The 18,782-nt window shown below is 41.6% G+C and carries 12 protein-coding genes; 3 read left to right on the forward strand and 9 right to left on the reverse strand.

Going from position 1 to position 18,782, the window contains the following annotated elements; genetic code table 11:
- Nucleotides 1-147: 147 nt before the first annotated feature.
- Both M3206_RS03095 and M3206_RS03100 read right to left on the reverse strand, forming a co-directional pair.
- Nucleotides 148-1,308, reverse strand: a complete 1,161-nt coding sequence (locus M3206_RS03095; protein ID WP_251311300.1) for a M20 family metallopeptidase — start codon at nucleotides 1,306-1,308, stop codon at nucleotides 148-150.
- Nucleotides 1,309-1,374: 66 nt separating this feature from the next.
- Complete coding sequence (locus tag M3206_RS03100; RefSeq protein WP_251311046.1) at nucleotides 1,375-2,943, reverse strand: AbgT family transporter; 1,569 nt, start codon at nucleotides 2,941-2,943, stop codon at nucleotides 1,375-1,377.
- 258 nt (nucleotides 2,944-3,201) lie between these two features.
- Here M3206_RS03100 and M3206_RS03105 point away from each other — a divergent pair, with 258 nt between their 5' ends.
- Nucleotides 3,202-3,831, forward strand: coding sequence for a class I SAM-dependent methyltransferase (locus tag M3206_RS03105; RefSeq protein WP_251311047.1), 630 nt, complete (start codon nucleotides 3,202-3,204; stop codon nucleotides 3,829-3,831).
- A 300-nt stretch (nucleotides 3,832-4,131) separates the two neighbouring features.
- On the opposite strand, the gene M3206_RS03110 is transcribed toward M3206_RS03105, so the two are convergent.
- The 3 genes from M3206_RS03110 to M3206_RS03120 form a co-directional block, all read right to left on the reverse strand.
- Nucleotides 4,132-6,414, reverse strand: coding sequence for an ATP-dependent DNA helicase (locus M3206_RS03110; protein WP_251311048.1), 2,283 nt, complete (start codon nucleotides 6,412-6,414; stop codon nucleotides 4,132-4,134).
- Between the two features lie 693 nt (nucleotides 6,415-7,107).
- Nucleotides 7,108-7,572, reverse strand: a complete 465-nt coding sequence (gene mscL, locus M3206_RS03115) for a large conductance mechanosensitive channel protein MscL (protein WP_251311049.1) — start codon at nucleotides 7,570-7,572, stop codon at nucleotides 7,108-7,110.
- Between the two features lie 361 nt (nucleotides 7,573-7,933).
- Nucleotides 7,934-8,473, reverse strand: a complete 540-nt coding sequence (locus M3206_RS03120; RefSeq protein ID WP_251311050.1) for a 2'-5' RNA ligase family protein — start codon at nucleotides 8,471-8,473, stop codon at nucleotides 7,934-7,936.
- Nucleotides 8,474-8,935: 462 nt separating this feature from the next.
- Between M3206_RS03120 and M3206_RS03125 the strand changes: the two genes are divergently transcribed.
- Both M3206_RS03125 and M3206_RS03130 read left to right on the forward strand, forming a co-directional pair.
- The gene (locus M3206_RS03125; protein WP_251311051.1) at nucleotides 8,936-9,055 is read left to right on the forward strand and encodes a YjcZ family sporulation protein; all 120 of its coding nucleotides are present in this window, start codon (nucleotides 8,936-8,938) and stop codon (nucleotides 9,053-9,055) included.
- A 398-nt stretch (nucleotides 9,056-9,453) separates the two neighbouring features.
- Nucleotides 9,454-13,557: a phosphodiester glycosidase family protein gene (locus M3206_RS03130; RefSeq protein ID WP_251311052.1), complete on the forward strand. Its 4,104-nt coding sequence runs from the start codon at nucleotides 9,454-9,456 to the stop codon at nucleotides 13,555-13,557.
- Between the two features lie 454 nt (nucleotides 13,558-14,011).
- On the opposite strand, the gene M3206_RS03135 is transcribed toward M3206_RS03130, so the two are convergent.
- Genes M3206_RS03135 through M3206_RS03150 form a run of 4 tightly spaced genes read right to left on the reverse strand, consistent with a single transcriptional unit; the run spans nucleotide 14,012 to nucleotide 18,770 of the window.
- Nucleotides 14,012-15,292: a homoserine dehydrogenase gene (locus tag M3206_RS03135; RefSeq protein WP_251311053.1), complete on the reverse strand. Its 1,281-nt coding sequence runs from the start codon at nucleotides 15,290-15,292 to the stop codon at nucleotides 14,012-14,014.
- Entirely contained in the window at nucleotides 15,279-16,376 is a 1,098-nt protein-coding gene (gene metX / locus M3206_RS03140) for a homoserine O-acetyltransferase MetX (RefSeq protein ID WP_251311054.1), read from the reverse strand. The genes M3206_RS03135 and metX overlap by 14 nt, the downstream gene beginning before the upstream one ends.
- Nucleotides 16,354-18,045, reverse strand: a complete 1,692-nt coding sequence (gene acsA, locus M3206_RS03145) for an acetate--CoA ligase (RefSeq protein WP_251311055.1) — start codon at nucleotides 18,043-18,045, stop codon at nucleotides 16,354-16,356. The genes metX and acsA overlap by 23 nt, the downstream gene beginning before the upstream one ends.
- Nucleotides 18,042-18,770 carry an ABC transporter ATP-binding protein gene (locus M3206_RS03150; protein ID WP_251311056.1) on the reverse strand — a complete coding sequence of 243 codons (729 nt, stop codon included), beginning with the start codon at nucleotides 18,768-18,770 and terminating at the stop codon, nucleotides 18,042-18,044. The genes acsA and M3206_RS03150 overlap by 4 nt, the downstream gene beginning before the upstream one ends.
- Nucleotides 18,771-18,782 lie beyond the last annotated feature (12 nt).

The raw sequence follows: 18,782 nt of genomic DNA on the forward strand, positions 1-18,782 counted from the left end.
AGAGTTACTTGGTGACGTCCTTCAGTAGTATGCTTAGATAACATGTATATTTCTCCCCTCAAACATTATCTACTTTAATTGTACAATAAAAAAAGCTTGTAGACATGACTTTGTCTACAAGCTGAAAAGCCCTTTTTAAGGGCTTTTTTATTTTGCAGCACCGATTTTTTCGATGGCGTTTTGCTTTAAGTACGATAATGTTGCCGCTCCTAGTAGATTTGCAGCAATCAATAATGCAGCTTCATTAATTTTAAATTTTGGATGATGGTGTGGATATGTTTCATCCCAAGCTGTGTCTTCTGCACCTGTGAAGAAGAATGTTCCTGGAACTCTTTCTAGATAATATGCATAATCTTCCCCGCCCATCTGCGGTTCAATCTCTTCAAGCTCACTTACGCCTGGCACTTTTTTAGCAACATCGACTAAAAACTCTGTATCTTCTTTGTGATTGACGACTGCTGGATAGCCGCGCTTAAATACATATTCATAGGATGCATCTGCTGCGAGACATGTTCCTTTCGCAATACGATCGATCTCCTCTTCGATGGCAACCCTGACATCTTCTTTAAACGTTCGAACAGTACCTGTGAGTTTCGCTGAATCGGCGATGACGTTAAAAGCATTCTTCGCTTCGAACGCACCCACTGAAACAACAGCGGCATCAAGTGGATTTACCCGGCGGCTTACAATCTGCTGAAGGTTGGAAACAAGTTGTGCTCCGATCACGATGCTGTCTTTCGTTTTATGAGGCTGAGCGCCATGACCGCCTTTTCCTTGCACTTTTATTATAAAAGAGTCCGCAGCGGCCATCACTGGACCTGTTCTGTATCCGATCGTTCCAGTTGGCATCGTGGCCCAAAGGTGCGTTCCGTAAATGACGTCAACGCCATCCAGACAACCGTCTTCGATCATGGCTATCGCCCCGCCTGGTGCTAATTCTTCAGCGTGTTGATGAATAAATACAATATTTCCTTCAAGCTCAGCTTTCATTTCATTCAATACTTTCGCCAAGACAAGGAGTGTAGCTGTATGGCCATCATGTCCACAAGCATGCATGACCCCTGGAACTTTTGATTTGTAAGGTAAATCGTTTTCTTCCTGAATCGGAAGGGCGTCAAAATCAGCTCTAAGGGCGACTGTTTTGCCTGGTTTTCCGCCTCTTAACGTCGCTACTACACCTCTTCCGCCTACACCTGTCCGAACATCTAATCCTAATCTTTCATGATAAGCCGCAATAAAAGCTGGTGTTTCCACTTCTTCAAATGACAGTTCAGGGTTTTGATGAAGATGCCTGCGGATCTCCACCATTTCATCTTGATAGTTTGCTAACCGGCTGAATAACTGTTCCAAAACCGCTCACTCCTTCTATATATTCTACATTTTTATATATTCGCCAGGACCTAATGGAAGTCCTAGCACATACCAGACAGCAAATAAGAGACACCAGAAAATCGTGTAGGCGATTGTGTATGGAAGCAAGGACGAAATAAGTGTCCCCATCCCCATGTTCTTATCAAACTTTTTAGCAAATGTTAACAATATCGCGAAGTACGCCAGCATTGGTGTGATTGTATTTGTTATCGAGTCACCTATTCGATATGCCATCTGTGTAAATGCTGGACTGTAATCTAATGCCATGAACATCGGTACAAACACAGGTCCTAAAATCGCCCACTTTGCTGAAGAACTTGCAATGAGCAAGTTGACGAGTGCTGTAAATAGAATGAAAGACAGCAATAGCGGCAGCCCCGTAAAGCCAGATTCCTTTAAAAAGTCAGCGCCAGTTATGGCGATGATTGATCCTAAGTTACTCCAGCTGAAGTAAGCGATCATTTGTGCAGCGATAAAAGCAAGAACAATATAGTACCCCATTCCGCTCATCGCCTTTGTTAAATGCTCGGCAACATCTTTATCACTCTTTAACACCTTAGAACCAAATCCATAAGCCATGGCAGGAATTAAAAAGAACAAAAGCATAATCGGCACAAGCCCATCCATGAATGGTGAGTCGATCAACTCGCCTGTTTTTGGATGACGAAGCATAGCACCTTCAGGAATAGTCACGAGCAATATAATACCTGTATATACGAGGAGAGAGATTACCGCCCACTTTAAGCCTCTTTTTTCGTTTGAGGAAAGAGCTTGTTTTTTAACCTCAAGATCTTCAGGAGTATGATACTCCCCTAGTCTTGGTTCTACGATTTTTGTTGTAACCCAAACAGCTACAGGCAAGAGAACAAATGTGGAAGCGAGCATGAAATAATAATTCATTGCTGGATTCGCTGTATACTCTTTATCATGAAGATGTGCTGCGGATTCTGTGAAACCGGCGAGCATAACATCGAGCATACTGATGATGATGTTAGCACTAAAGCCGCCTGCAACTGCAGCATACGCAGCTGCAAGTCCTGCGATTGGATGACGGCCAAGGGTTAAGAAGACCATCGCTGCTACAGGCGGAAGGACAATTAATGCAGCATCTGCAGCAGCATTTCCGACGACCCCGATAAAAATAATAATCGGCAAGATCAGCGCTTTTGGAGAGGCAAGAACAACTCTGCGCATAAAGGCGGAAATCAGACCTGTTGATTCAGCTAGTCCCACCCCTAGCATGACAACGAGAACGAGTCCTAGTGGAGGGAAGTTTACAAAGTTGCTGACCAATTCTGTCAGCATTCGTCTAATGCCCTCTTCGTTTAATAGATTCACCGCTGTTATTCTTTCGTTGTTGGCAGGATTCACTGCACTCCAGCCTGATACTCCCGCTATTAGCGAGCCGATAAGGATAAGTGCTGTAATAATCACAAATAAAGTAAGAACATCCGGAAGCTTATTTCCGTTTTTCTCTACCCAATCCAATAGCTTGTTAAAAATGTTCTTAGGATTTTGATCTGGCTCTGGCGGTTTTGGTGATGGTACTGCTTTAATAGCTGAACGTGTCATGTTGCCCCTCCCCTTCGTTATGATTATTCAGAAAATTGAATTTCCTAACATTCTACAGACTGTTCGACACGCTTTCAAGGGGCAATTATAAACACTACTTTCTTACTACATTCCACTTATATCAAGGGAAAGGGCAATTGTAAGGGCTTTCCTTTGCAGAATTTTCTTTCATTTTAAAATTTACCAGTTGGACATCTTTCGCTATAATGAATTTATTATTTTGCTTTTCGAACACATCTTTTTTAAGGAGCGAACTTCATGGATCTTTTATTAAAAGAAAGTCTGAAAGCAAGCTATAACGAAAAAGCGGATTCCAGAGACAAAGGCTATATCGAAGAATGGAAGATGGTTGAACTGAAATCTTACATAGATGCCTTAAACAATGAAGAATTTCATACTGTTCTCGATATCGGATCCGGCTCTGGGCAGCACGGAAAGTATTTGCTTGATCACGGTTTTGATGTAACGTGTATCGATCTTTCTCCTAGCATGATTGAAACATGCCGTATGAAAGGATTAAAAGCAGAAGTGATGGATTATTATACACTCGATTGTCATGCTGAATCCTTTGATGCTGTATGGGCGATGAACACCCTGCTTCACGTTCCAAAAGTGAGTCTGCCTGCAGTTCTGCAAAATATTCATACGGTCCTAAAAGAGGATGGATTGTTTTACATGGGCGTATACGGCGGGAAAGATTCAGAAGGCGTTTGGGAAGACGATACCTATATACCTAAACGATTCTTTTCTTTTTATACAAACGAAGATATCCAAGAAGTGGTATCCTCATTTTTTGAAGTACTGAACTTTCATGTCGTTCCAGAAGCCGGCGGAACCATGGACTTTCAATCTTTATTGCTGCGTAAAAAAAATATTATCGATGAATAAAAAAAAGCTCCTTTGAAGGGGCCTTTTTTTATTTATTTCAATAGATTTAAATACGGTACGTTTTCTGTTATACGTTCTCGCAAGATGACCCCATTTTCGCGCAAAACCTTTGAGTACCGCGCAGAATCTCGAGCTACCCGCAAAAACTTGATCTTCGCGCAGAAAGGGTGTTGTTTCGCACAAACTTGTGGATTTAGTTCTTCCTAAAAAAGGGAAAACGGCTAAAAATGGGGGTGAACTCAAAGATTTTACACGATTGAGGCAGCTCTCTTCATTTTCTCCTGTACTGCATATCAGTTCCTACCTCTTCAGTACAACAAAATTACGCCATTCTTCCGGCAGCATCTCTACATACTTGCGGCTTAAAAACCGGTCATCGACGAGGACGAGTGTTCCCTGATCCTCTTCGGACCTAATCACCCTGCCCCCAGCTTGCAGCACTTTGTTCATGCCGGGATACACATAAGCAAAATCATAGCCATTCTTTCCTGTGCTCTGAAAATAATCCTTCATCGTATCACGCTCGAGTCCGACTTGCGGCAGACCAACTCCAATGATCACAGCTCCTGTTAAACGATCTCCTTTTAAGTCGATTCCTTCTGAAAAAATACCGCCCATGACAGCAAAACCTACCAGTGATCGGTCCCCTGCTTGATCAAAGTTAGCCAGGAATTCCTCGCGCTCTTCCTCTGACATAGACGGATGCTGAATAAGAGGATGAAAAGCTAGTTCCTCTTCTAAAAGCCGATCGACCACGTCTGTCATGTAACGATAAGAAGGAAAAAAAACGAGATAGTTCCCCGGCCTCTTATCGACAAGATCGATAAGCATTTCCGTAATCGGTTCGATCGTCTTGTCTCTATCTTTGAAACGGGTAGACAGAGGCTGAATAAAGACATCCAGCTGTTCCTTCTCATAAGGTGATGGCATGCGAATGACATAATCTTCTTCCCCGCCTCCAAGCATCTCCATAAAGTAGGATAGTGGAGAAAGCGTCGCAGAAAAGAAAATGCGCGAACCGTATTTTTTTCCTGTTTGAAAAAGCAGCTGTGATGGATCCATACAGAACAAACGAACCACCACTTCACTCTTGAATACATCGATAAAGGTAACAAATCTCTCATCATAAAAATCCGATATCTTTACCATCTGAAGTGCTGAAAAATAAGCTTCCAGCAGTTGTTCATCACTCTCACCGCCTGCCAGAAGTTTTTCTGCCTGTACCAGAAAATCATCCAAACTACTGATCAAATCGAGAGGCAGCTCTTTTACTGCGACTTGCTTCTCTCCATGTTCTTTTTTCAGTTTAAGCATCTCATCATTTATGGCCTTAATCGCCCCCCGCAGCTTCTCGTTCTTTCCTTTGTAAGCACGTGAAAGCTGAAGAAACATTGATTTCTGCAATTCTGCAGAATACATACTGCGTGCCCGATCTACCAGATTATGAGCTTCATCCATGAGCAGCACCGTTTGCTTCTTTTGTTCTTCAAACAACCGTTTAAACGAAACTCTCGGATCAAACACGTAGTTGTAATCACAAATCACACTATCTACCGCATAAGCGAGGTCAATCGAAAACTCAAACGGACAGACTCTATGTTTTTTTGCATAGTGAGAGATAACTTCACGATTCATTACCGTTTCATTTTTTAAAATATCTAGTACCGCATCATTAATCCGGTCAAAATACCCTTCGGCAAATTCACAATAATCAGGATCACAACGGGTCTCCTCTTTAAAACAAACCTTATCTTTTGCGGTTATCGTAACACTTTGAAAGAACAAACCTTTTTCACTCATGAGTTGAAAGGCTTCTTCTGCATTCTTCCGGTTCAGCGTCTTTGCTGTAAGATAAAAAATCTTATCTGCCTTCTCCTCCCCCATTGCTTTTACAGCCGGAAAAAGGGTGGAAATCGTCTTACCGGTTCCCGTTGGCGCGTTGGCAAACAATGTTTTTTTATCTGCGATCGTCTTATACACCGCACCTGCAAAATTCCGTTGTCCGTTTCGATAATGATCAAAAGGAAATGAAAGTTCACGAATACTCTCTTTCCTTCGCTGCAGATTCTTATATCGAAGTTTCGCATAAGGAGCATAACTTTTTATAAGATGGAGCATAAACGCTTCTAGCTCATCAAAGGTACAGGTTTCCTGAAACCTTTTTTGTTCACCAGACTCAACGTGTACGTATGTAAGTTGAACCTTTATCTTCTCTTCTCCCTCTTTCTTGAGATACATATAGGCATAGCATTTGGCCTGAGCCCAGTGGACGGGATAAGAATCTTCCTTAATATCATCTAACGGTTTTGCTGTGGATTTAATCTCATCAATCGTCACAAGGTCTTCATCAAATAAAAGACCATCACACCGGCCCTCTACCGTATAATCGATTTCTTCATACGCATAGGTCATCTGGAAGAAGACTTCTGCAGAATCACTTTCACCGTACGTTTTTTGTATCGTTTTATGAGCTTTCGTTCCTTTTATTAAGGAGGATGTTGTTTTAAATCCTGACACGATGCTTCCTGAACGATAGACATATTCAACTAGAGCCCGAACGGGAATTTTTACAGATTGAGGCATAACTTCACCTACCGATTTCTATCAATACTTTTGCAGTTTAATAGTAACACATAGCCTTTCAAATGAACTCTACGTCTTCCAGTATTTTGTATCCACATACAGCCCATGTTATAAAAACTTACTTTTATTTGAAAAAAATAGTTCCAGATTGCATGTCTAAACCTAATATTCTGGTTTAAAAGCCCTAACATACCTTTTCCGTTGCATGTCACAAATCAGAACCTTGAATTGTTATATGTGTAAAACATAAAGGAGCTGAAGTAAAATGAATGTAGGTTTATGGATCGCTGCCAGACTGCTCGCAGCAGTCGCCCTAATGGGTGGCCTGGCTAAGGTGTGCATACCGAAGGAAAAGCTGGCTAAACAACCTGGCGCGAGGTGGGTTGAGGACGCTAGTATCGGATTCATAAATTTTTAGGCATTCTTCAAATTCTGGAGGCGATCGGATTGATTTTGCCTGCCGTATTAAACATTGCCCCAATTGCGGTTACCATTAAACAAACGCTAACTATTGTTGGTGATAACATGGCTGTAACGGTCTAATATAAAAAATGATGTCAATTGCTATTTTTAAAAAAAATAAAAGAGGCTAAAAACCTTAATAAAAAAGGAAAATGACGTGTGCCCATTCACACGTCATTCTTTTTGCCATTTATCAGCCTTTTTTAATGTTATAAACTGTTACGTAACCTCTTATTCCGTAGAAGGCTGTCTAACAGTATCTGCATCATTTAAATCTGCCGTACAGTTTTGGCATTTTACAGCTTTTAACGGAATGGTAGATAGGCAATAGGGACATTCCTTCGTATCAGGTTCTGTAACTTCTTCTGCCCTTTTTAAACGATTGATCTGCTTGACGACCATGAAAATAACAGCGGCAATGATTAAAAAGTTGATGAGTGTATTAATAAAAAGACCATAGTTTAGTGTTGCTGCTCCCGCTTTTTGCGCTTCAGCCAAAGAGGAGTACTCCCCTTTTCCTAGGTTTATGTATAGGTTGCTAAAGTCTACTTTTCCTAGCAATAGACCGATTGGAGGCATGATCACATCTTCCACTAAAGAAGTGACAATCTTTCCGAATGCTGCCCCGATGATTACACCAATGGCAAGATCAATCACGTTTCCGCGCATAATAAACGCCTTAAATTCGTTCAACATCTCTTTCGATTTCCTTTCTTTTGGCTAGTTATATGTATTACCATACAATAGATCTCCTAAAACTTCAGCTATTTAATCTCATAAAAAGTATTCCCTAACAGCCAAATATATCCGGAAAATACACCTATACCAAAAGATAGGAAAATTACAACTACTGTTCCGATCAAAGACCAAAACCCATTAATCCTACCGATTGAAATTAACCCTGACATAAACGAAAGGGTAGAAAAAACAAAAATTATTATCACAATGGGTAATCCAAAAAGATCACCATATGCAAGGTATGTAGGATCTCCAAGGAACAACACACAAAATAAACTAAACAAACAAAGTAGTAACGCGATTTTAAAGGATGACTGAATCATCTATTTCCCTTTAACTCCACTTTAAAAATATCTTTCGCATCCGTACAGACTTCTTCCTCAAACTCAAGTTCGAGCAACTCCACACTTTCTATTCTGGCAGAGAAAGGCTCCAAAAATTTCGCCGAGTAATCAAAAGCTTCTACCAGTTTCTCATGAGTCAGATGACTCGCTATTGTACAATGTGGGACCCACAGTTTTGGTGCATATAAAGATTCTGAATCGATTACTCCCTTAAACCTTTCATGATATCTAGAGTGAAAGTCTGTTAAAACAGGATCCTTCGTGGGCGCAGCATACAATGTACCGCTGTTTAAGAACATACCGATTGACGGAAAAAATAGTTCTATCGCGGACTGGTTTGAAAAGTACTCTTCCATTTCTTTTTTAAACAACTCGACTTCCAACTCATGATGAGTGGCTATCGTGACATGTGGTCTCATAGCGTAATCTGTAATCCCCGCTTTTTTCATTCCATCTCTTAACTTCTCAATTCTTTTTTCGGTTTCCTGATCGAGAAACCCCAAAATTCCGTACACGATATCAGCTCCTAAAAAAGGATTTTATTAAAAGTACAAGACGGTTTACCCCGAAGATGCCTAAAACATCGATAATCAAATATGCCTCTGTACCACTTAAATCTCCTTCAGTATAAGTAATGAGGCCCTTAGATATAGAACACTATAAAGATCAGTGCTCCAGTTAGGGTCGTTTTCAACTAGGTATGTTTAACCATCCTTCAATGAGACCTAACCATTCGCTCAAAATCAGAAAAACAAAGTACAGCTAAAGCATGATATCTAACATAAAATACCCCCTGGAGAAAGCTGCTAATCTCATTGCTGTCATTATACCTTAATCCAAAGTTTGGTAAATAGTCGTTATTTTTTTTCAAGCATGGTCTTTATTCCGCTCTTGTCCCGAAAAAATGGGCTAATTCCGCCCAAACCTTTAACTTGTACGGTTAATAATCTGTCATTGTAAAGAAGGAGGTGGGTTATATGGGATTTAAGTCACACGGAAACAGCTTTGCTTTGATCGTAGTGCTATTTATCTTGTTAATCATCGTTGGGTGTTGCTGGTGCGGTGGTTACGGCGGAGGTTACGGAGGCTGGTGTTAATCACCACCATTCTTTCAAAAGCTTGAAGTTATGCGCTGATAAATTCTAAAATCGATTGCGTGAAAACCTTTTGCTTAGAACAACCCCTCAGATGACTACAGAGAGAGAATCATAGAGAGAAATAGAATGAGAGAGAAAATAGAAATAGAGAGAGAACTAGAGAGAAAAAGGCCTGCATCCTATGAGCAGGCCTTTTAAACTTTTACTTTACTAAATATTTTATACGCATGACTCCTAACCTACTAACACGGAACAACTTTTGCCCTATTGTTTCTACTAAATTAGTTTTTTACTATAACTATATAACATATTTTCAAATTAATAACATCTAATTAATAATTTTCCATCCTTATCTAAGACACAAGCTTGTCCAAAAAAAAATTCCACAGGAGGAAAAAATGAAAAATCACTGGAAAAAGAAGTGGCTCCCCGTTGTCCTTGCCTTTTCAGTTATCAGTAGTACAGTAGCAATTTCACCCCATACAACATCAGCTTTAGGAGAGTTCGATCTAACCTCTGAAATTGTTCAAACACCTATCAATCAGTACCGTGCAGATCTCGCCCCAGGCATAAAAGAAAAGCATTATAGTTTTGAAGGGAAAGAAGGTAAAAAGATTGAGAGTTTTGTCGTAGATGTAGATGTACATAATCAGAATGTTGCTATTGAAGCTGGCACACCTGATGATAGTGACGGGTTCGGCCTCCAGCCTGTTCGCGCACAAGCGAAAGCTGAAGATAGAGAAAATCATAGAGTGGTTGCAGCGGTAAATGCAGATTTCTATAACATGGCAACAGGTGAACCGCACGGCATCGTCTATAAGGACGGCCGACTCATTAAAGATTACACCAATCGAATCTGGAATTTTTTCGGTATAAAAAAAGACGGAACAGCGATTATCGGAAACTCTACGGATTATGAGGCTGTAAAAAGTGAGATTAAAGAAGCGCTAGGCGGCAATGCGATCCTCGTTAAAGACGGCTCGATCTATCAAACTCCCAAAACGGGACAAGATAAAGAACCTCGTACCGCTGTCGGCATTAAAGCAGATGGCGATGTTTTCTTCACTGTTATTGATGGCAGACAGGAACCTTATTCAGCCGGTATTTCTATGGAAGACTTAGCTCAACTCATGATTGATCTTGGTGCAGTTACAGCACTTAACCTTGATGGCGGAGGATCATCAACCTTTGCAACTCGCCAATTAGGCACTGACAATCTTGAAGTAGATAATCAGCCCTCTGACCGAACGGAACGAAGTGTGGCAAACTCCTGGCTTGTGGTCAACAAAGAGCCTTCTGATCATGTATTCCATTCAGCATACATCGAACCTTACGATAAATCGTTTACCCCGGGATCAACCATCGAACTTCACGCGAAAGGCATGGACAAATCCTTTGCCCCCGCTCCACTCCCTGACAATGGTTTGATATGGGAGTTATCTGATTCCTCTTTTGGAACAATTGAAAATGGGCAGTTCATTTCAAATGGAAAGACTGGTCAATTTCATATTCTTTTAAAACATAATGGTCAAGAGGTCGGCAATGGCATTATAGAAATTGAGAGCCCGGATGAAATGTTTTTTGGTTCAAATGAACTCACTGTAGCTAGAAACAGTGAAACCCCATTAGAGCTCATCACTCGTTTTCAAAAAAGGAACGTGAAATGGAATTTACAAGATATTGAATTCGACATACCTGATGGGATGGGAACGATTGATGAAAATGGAGTATTCCATGCCGGCGATCAAAATAGCAAAGGAACGATTACCGCAAAAGGCACATCTCTTGAAGCAAATATATATGTAACCGTTGGACAACTGCCAATCGTTCTCCACGATTTTGAAGAAGGTTTAGAAAACTGGAAAACGTCAACAGCCAACCGCGGTGAAAAAGGAACGCTCACGTTATCAGAATATCCTGATCCTGTTCGGTTTGATGAACATAGTTTAAGACTAGATTTTGATTTTACAAATGCTCAAAGTGGTACAACACTAGGTGTTTATGCCGGACCTGGCTCCCATACCCCGATTGAAGGCAATCCTTCGAGTATTGGTATGTGGGTATATGGAACACCTGAAGCACAAGGATACTGGCTCAGAATGTACATCGTGGATGGCAATGGTAAGAATCAGACGATTAATCTGACCGAAGAAAACCCAGGTATTGACTGGATGGGGTGGAAATATATCGAGGCAGAAATTCCATCTTCATTTACCGGGCCATTTAAACTCTCAGGTACACAGGCAATCAGGATGATGTCCACTAAATCAGGAATAACCGGTCCGATGACGAAGGGTTCTATCTTATTCGATAACATTCGGGCCGTTTACGGAGAAAAAGTAGACGACCTCTACCCTCCTGTCATCCATTCGGTTAATACGGATGGAGAAGACTTTACATCTAATGAAATTACGATTTCAGCAAACGTAAATGAATATGAAGAAGATCCGTTTAAGACTGGTATTGACTGGGATAAAATCCGCTTTTTTGTGGATGACATAGACTATGCAAACGCAGAAGGACATTTTTCTTATGACATGGATGGTTCTGTTTCATTGAGCGGCTTCAAATGGGCGGATGGAACACATAAAGTAACGGTGATCGTACCTGATAAGTTTGGCAACCAAGCGATTCATACGAGCTATTTCACCGTGAATACTGAATCCGCAAAGGTTAACATTCATCACGGACAGGAAGAGCCCTATCTGGGAGCTGATCTAAATCTTTTGGTGAATACGATCCAAAACGATGAAATCTCCAGTTCTTCTATTCAAATGAAGATCGATAAGAACTATCCTGTAAAAGAAGTTCTTTTCTCAGATCACTTCCATTCCAGTACTTCAAGTTACAACGAGAAAACAGGAATCCTTACTTTAGAACTCGTAAATTCAGGTGAAACAGCTGAAAGTGTTGATGCTGCCACGATCAAAGTTGGAGTTCCTGCCTCAACGAAAGAAGGCAGTCACTTCGCTTACGAACTCATAAAGGGTGATATCACTTACAAAGAGCCTAAGGAAGAAGATTTTATCCCAACTTTTTCAATGGAACCTGTAAGTATCCCTGTTAAGGCAGCGTTGGGGTTGAATCATAAACCGATATTAATTGGAAAGCCGACACTCCTCTCAGTAAAGGATAACAACGGAGATCCTGTAGAGAATGCCGAAATATTCGCTGTTATTGATGGAGACAAAGATCCCTTTTCTCTTGGAACCACGAATTCGAACGGGAAACTTCAAGTGGACTCTATTTCCGAGGATGTTAAGAAACTCACTTTGTATGCAGTGAAGGACGGAAAGTATTCGTTTAACGTCGAAACCCAGACCTACACTGCCCTTGTCAGTGGATCGGACTTTAAGAATATCCTTTCTTCCACTACTGGCAATCCGTATCAAACAAAAGGTTTCACGTGGATGTCGAGCCCGCTTGCAAATGGTAAATCAGCATTCATCCAATATGCAAAGAAAGCTGACTATGAAAGAAAAGGGGCTTCTATATTAAAAAAGCAGAAAGGCACTTCAAGCGATGAAGTATTCAGTGGTGAACTGGATATTAAGAAGAATGGGATCGTAAGAGTGAACGGTGTCACACTTAAAAAGCTGCAGCAAAACACGACGTATGTTTACCGCGTCGGTGATGGAGAGCACTGGTCTGATCTGAAGGAATTCACAACTTTAAAAAGAAAGCAGTCCTTTGACTTTGCCGTATTAGGGGATACACAGTCCCCTTCTGATCTAAGCCATTTAGAAAAAATACTTGGTGAGTTGGATCAAAAAGATTCAGCATTCATGATCCATGTTGGTGATATCATTGATGAATCTTCCAAGTTCAATCAATGGGATCAAACACTAGGGGTGTTCAGCAAATACGAAAATATTCGTTCAACCGACTTAGTAGCAGCTCTCGGCAACCATGAATATATGGGAGACGCAGATGGCTCGCTGGCTAAAGCGATACTAAACTTCCCGAAGAACGGACCCGAGATCGATAAAGGCGGAACGTATTCTGTTGACTACAACAATATGCACATCAGTGTTCTAGGCTATTCAACGAATGAAACAATACTCGATCAGCAGCTTCAATGGCTGAAAAAAGATATGAAACGCTCAGATAAACCCTGGAAGATCCTTGTTACTCATCAGCCCCCTTATTACACCAATCCATTTGGCGGTAACGAAAAGATCAAAGAAAAAATACCACCGATAGCAGATGAATTAGGAATTGATATCGTCTTTTCCGGACATGATCATTCCTATGGCCGAACAAAGAAATTAAAAAATGGCCAAGAAAATTCAAATGGAACCGTATATGTCGTTGCAGGAACAACTGGAAACAAACATTATGATGCAATAGTTGATGATAAGTTCGAGTTCGTTAACACAGACAACATCGCCGTCTTTATGCGTGCTCAAGTAAACAAAGATAAAATAACCTTCACAACCACGACATCAGACGGTGAATTCGTTGATGAATTTACGGTAGTGAATGAGGATTATAAGAAATAAAGAGGAATAGATAAAAAAACTGGCTCTTCTGTTCACGTTAGAGCCAGTTTTTTTGTTTTTAATGGGTTGATTAAGTAATAAAGCTGTTTGATTGAGCAGTTTCTGGTTGTATTAAATCTTTTAGGCCTAGTTATGGAGTTTCTATGAGTGGTTATGGGAGCTCTATGCACGGTTAGAGAGTTTCTATGCACGGTAATTGGGGTTCTATGCACGGTTAGAGAGTTTCTATGCACAATAATTGGGGTTCTATGCACGGTTAGAGAGTTTCTATGCACGGTTACGAAAGTTCTATGCACTTTCGCGGCAAGTTTATGGATTTCACGGAGTTTTATGCTCGTTCACGACTCTTTTATGCACACTCATTAAAATCACCTACAATCAATCAACCAAAAAACACTGCAGGAGCCAATCTGCAGTGTTTTCTATATCCACTTGATGAAGTTAAGCTATATTCTTAAAGATTCATCACCCGCTGAAGCACAAGATCTTTTTCTTCAATCTTCACTTCGGCTGGTTTCAGCTTTCCTGCCACTTCATATACAACAAGGTTTGAGTTCGCTGATAATGATTCCGCTGTTTTTTCCTCACATCGGATCAATAAATACACCAAGTCTTCTCTTACATCTTGTTTGAGAAGCTGAATATCATCTGATCCATTAAAACCTACGGAAGAACCAATTACAGCATATTCACCTACCAACGGTCCAGCTACTGATTCACCGTTCAAAGAGTCAGCGCTCAAATTCGGCTGCTTCTTCACAAAGCCTCTTCCCGAATGACCTTGAAGCACATAGGTCAAATCTTCAACCATCGCACTTGCTGTTGGAAGTTTGCCTGCGCCTGCACCTTGGACCGTCACTTTTCCTGCGAGGCTCGTTTCGACCATGATCGCGTTTTGAACATCTTCCACTCCGTATAGCGGATGTTCTGCATCAACGAGGACGGGTTTTACGGAAGCCGAAAATGATCCGCGGTCCCCTCTGATACGCGCAAGATGCTTCACTTTATAGCCCCAGCGGCTGAACACTTCAATCTGTTCAGAAGACACTTCAGTGATTCCTTTTCGCTCAACATCCTCCCAGTCGGGAGCATTTCCAAAAGATAATTCACTAAGAATCATAAGCTTATAAAAAGCATCAAATCCTTCTACGTCGTTAACAGGATCGGCTTCTGCATAACCGAGCTCCTGTGCCTTTTTTAACACCTCTTCAAACGCTAATCCTTTTTCACGCATGTTCGTCAAGATGTAATTAGACGTACCGTTCAAAATAGCTTCGACCGATAGAATATCGTTTACTTGCAAGAGCTGTGAAATACTCCGGATAATCGGTGTTCCACCAGCAGTCGTGGCTTCAAAACCAACTGAAACACCTGCTTCTTCTGCCTTATTCAACAAGGTCTTGCCGTGTCTAGCAAACATCACTTTGTTGGCTGTAATCACGTGGCACCCTTTTTCAATGGCCTTGCTTAAATATGTGTATCCTGGTTCTTCTCCTACGATGGCTTCGAAAACGATCTGCAGATCTGGAATATTTAAAATTTCATCAAAGTCCGTCGTGACAAGGATATGTTCATCCACATCCCGCTTTTTTGCACCATCTTTTACTAAAATAGCTTCAATCACCACTTCTTCACCTAGTGCAGATTTCAGCTGTTCCCTATGAGTCTTTAACGCTTCGTAAACACCTTGCCCGACTGTTCCAAATCCGAGCAAAGCCGCTTTAATAGGTGCCATATTGCAGCCTCCTTTCTTGATTCAATGCATTTTTCACATATGGTCCCCACTTATCGAACTCTACTAAGAAACCATCATGACCAAAGTCTGTTTCAATCCCGTAAAATGTTCCATAACGAGTGTGTTTCACAAATGCTTCAATTACTTCAGGTGGATAAAGCAGGTCGCCTTCATAACCAAAAGCATGGACCTCTGCCTGGATCTGTGAGGCTGCTCGTTTCCAGCCGCCTAGCTTATCCCCAATATCGTAAGCATTCATCGCATACAGAAGGGTTAAATAACTATCTACATCAAATCGTTTTGTCAATTTTTCACCTTGGTAATTTAAATAAGAATCCACCTGGAAATAGGGTTTTCCTTCTACATCTGTTTCACGAATTTCCCTTTGAAACCGGTCATTAAAGAGCTTCGGCTGACGGTATGTCAGTAGCCCTGCCATCCTTGCAATCTCAAGACCTACTAATCTTTCACCTTCAGCCCGTCGGCCGCTTCTATAGACTGGATCATTTACAATCGCGTGGATGGCCATCCTGTTGAAACCTATACCATAGTCATTTAAGAATGGCGTAGCTGCAAAAATGAATACTTTCTCCATAAAATATGGATATTGAACAGACCATTCCATCGCCTGCATGCCGCCTAGAGAACCGCCTAAAACAGCAAAGAGCCTCGGAACGCCCAACACATCTAACGCTTGGCGCTGAGCTCGAACCATGTCTCTCACTGTAATAAAAGGAAACGTCTTGTGATAAGGTTTACCGGTTTCAGGATCAATTTCAGAAGGTCCTGTTGAACCGCTGCATCCACCAAGAACATTAAACGTAATTACCTGAAAAAGGTTTGTATCCATGTATCCCTCGGGTCCGATCAATCCTCTCCACCAGCCTGGCTCTTCTTCAGAACCATATGCATACTGATTTCCAGTAAGCGCATGGCATAAGAGGAGCACCGGTCCCTTTGTGTTTCCGACGATCTCATAAGCCAAATAAGCATCGGTCATGACTTGACCTGACTCTAAGGCAAATTCACCGATTTTAACCTTGCCGACTTTTCGGTTGGTTTCAAGCAAGTTTTTGAAGCTCACGGGCCTTCAGCTCTCTTCGTAAAATTTTTCCGCTTATCTTTGTTTTCGGAAGTTCCTCTACCACTTCGATCTCACGAGGTGCTGCATGTGCCGCAAGCTCCCCTCTCACATAGACACGGATCTCTTCTAACAGATCACGGCTCTGTGAATAACCGTCTTTCAGCACAATGAATGCTTTAACGATTTCTCCCCGAATCGGATCAGGTTTTCCGATGACTCCTGCTTCCGCAACTGCTTCATGCTCAATGAGTTTGCTTTCAACTTCAAACGGTCCGATCCGTTCTCCCGATGAATTGATCATGTCATCCGAACGCCCTTGGAAAAAGATATAGCCATCCTCATCACGATAAGCAAGATCTCCTGAAACGTACCAATCATCCCATCCAAAATAAGAGGTATACTTCTCTTTGTTCTGCCACACTTCCCTCATGATAGCTGGCCATGGTGCCTTGATCGCTAAGTGTCCTACGGAGAATGGAGGAAGTTCTTTTCCTTCTTCATCTAATACTGTTGCTGTAATACCAGGAAAAGCTTTACCCATGGACCCTGGCTTGATTCTTTCATTCGGCAGGTTCACGATCAGCTGTGCACCTGTTTCCGTCATCCACCACGTATCATGAATTCTTTTTCCAAGAATATTTTTGCCCCAATAGATCACCTCTGGATTTAACGGTTCACCTACGCTTAGAATATGACGCAGTTTTGATAGATCATATTGTTCAGGCAACTTATTCCCTTTTGCCATAAGCATTCTAAAAGCAGTTGGAGCACTATACCAAACCGTTACTCCCGCATTTTGCAGCGTTTCATACCATTGCTCTGCTTTAAAACGGCCGCCGTGTAACACGATCGTTGCTCCGTTTAACAGCGGTGCGAATACACCGTACACGGTTCCGGTCACCCAGCCGGGATGCGCCGTGCACCAATACACATCTTCTTCTTGAATATCCAGTACCCAGCGTCCAGTTAAATATTGCTGAGTCATCGCGCGGTGTGCGTGAATGATTCCTTTCGGCTTTCCTGTTGAACCGGATGTATAGTGGATGTTCAATCCGTGTTCTGGATCCACCCATTCCAAAATGGTACTAGCATTACCAATAGATTCAAGTTCGTCTTTTAGTGATATCTCTCCGTTTTCCCCGGCTCCATCTGTTAAAAAGACTGTATGAAGACTAGGTAACTCTTTTCTCGGTACGCGCTGATAGAGTTCTTGATCGGTAATTAAAAACGTTCCTTCGCAGTCTGCAATGCGATCTCTTACAGCATCAGACATAAATGCTTCAAACAGCGGGCCGACAACTGCTCCTAGTTTAATAGCTGCAAGCATCGCGATATGACAATCAGGGTGTTTGGGCAAGAAGACAAATACAAAGTCTCCTTTTTTCACACCATGTTTAGAAAGCACGGCCGCCCATTGATCTGTTGAATCTTTTAGTTCTTGGTAGGTGATTTTAAATTCCTGTGAATCATCTAAGTAATGAAGAGCTACCTTTTCTCCGCGCCCTTCTTCCACATGGCGGTCTACACATTCATAAGCCATGTTCGTCTTGCCGTCTTCTCTTCTGTTGAACCTTTCTTTAATAGAGTCCCAAGAAAACGGTGCATCACTTCTGTCCGTTACAACATTATAGGTCCCGTCTACAGGTTCAATGGCTGCTAGTCTTGTCATCGCTCGTCACCTGCTGCTTTCTTTTCAACGTTTAATAGATTTAAAATATGTGCTTTCTGTTTTGAGAGATAAGCATCTCCACGCGTTCTAGGCTTTGGCTTCTCGACAGTTACTTCAGCAAAAACTTCTCCAGGCTGACCTTTTAGGATGAAGATTCTGTCACACAGGTAGAGTGCTTCATCAATATCGTGTGTAACTAGGAGCATGGTCGTTTGTTTCTTTTGCCAAATGGATAGAAGGAGGTCCTGCAGCTGCATCTTTGTAAAGGCGTCTAACGCACTGAACGGTTCATCCAAGAGGAGCACCTCTGGATCTGTGATCAGTGCTCTCGCGATTGCTGTCCGTTGTGCCATCCCACCAGAAAGATCTTTCGGATAATGATGATCAAAGCCTGTCAGTCCTACCAAGTCTAAATATGTTTGGTATTTGTTCGATTTTCGTTCTTCTTTTTCAAGACCAAACGAAATGTTATCTTTCACAGTCAGCCATGGCAAAAGCCGTGGTTCTTGAAACATCATCCCGATCGTGTCTTTTCCTTCTTGTGAAGAAATCTTACCTTCGTAGTTCGGATCGAGTCCTGACAGTACCCGGAGCAGTGTACTTTTTCCGCATCCGCTCGTTCCTAAGATTCCAATGATCTCACCCTTATCTACAGTGAAGTTTATGTTCTGGAATCCGGCCTGATTATTATTGAACGTCCGTTTTAAACGATTGATCTGAAGCATCTGTTTTCCCTC

The sequence above is a fragment of the Fictibacillus phosphorivorans genome, assembly GCF_023715845.1.
In the GTDB taxonomy this organism is placed as follows: domain Bacteria; phylum Bacillota; class Bacilli; order Bacillales; family Fictibacillaceae; genus Fictibacillus; species Fictibacillus phosphorivorans_D.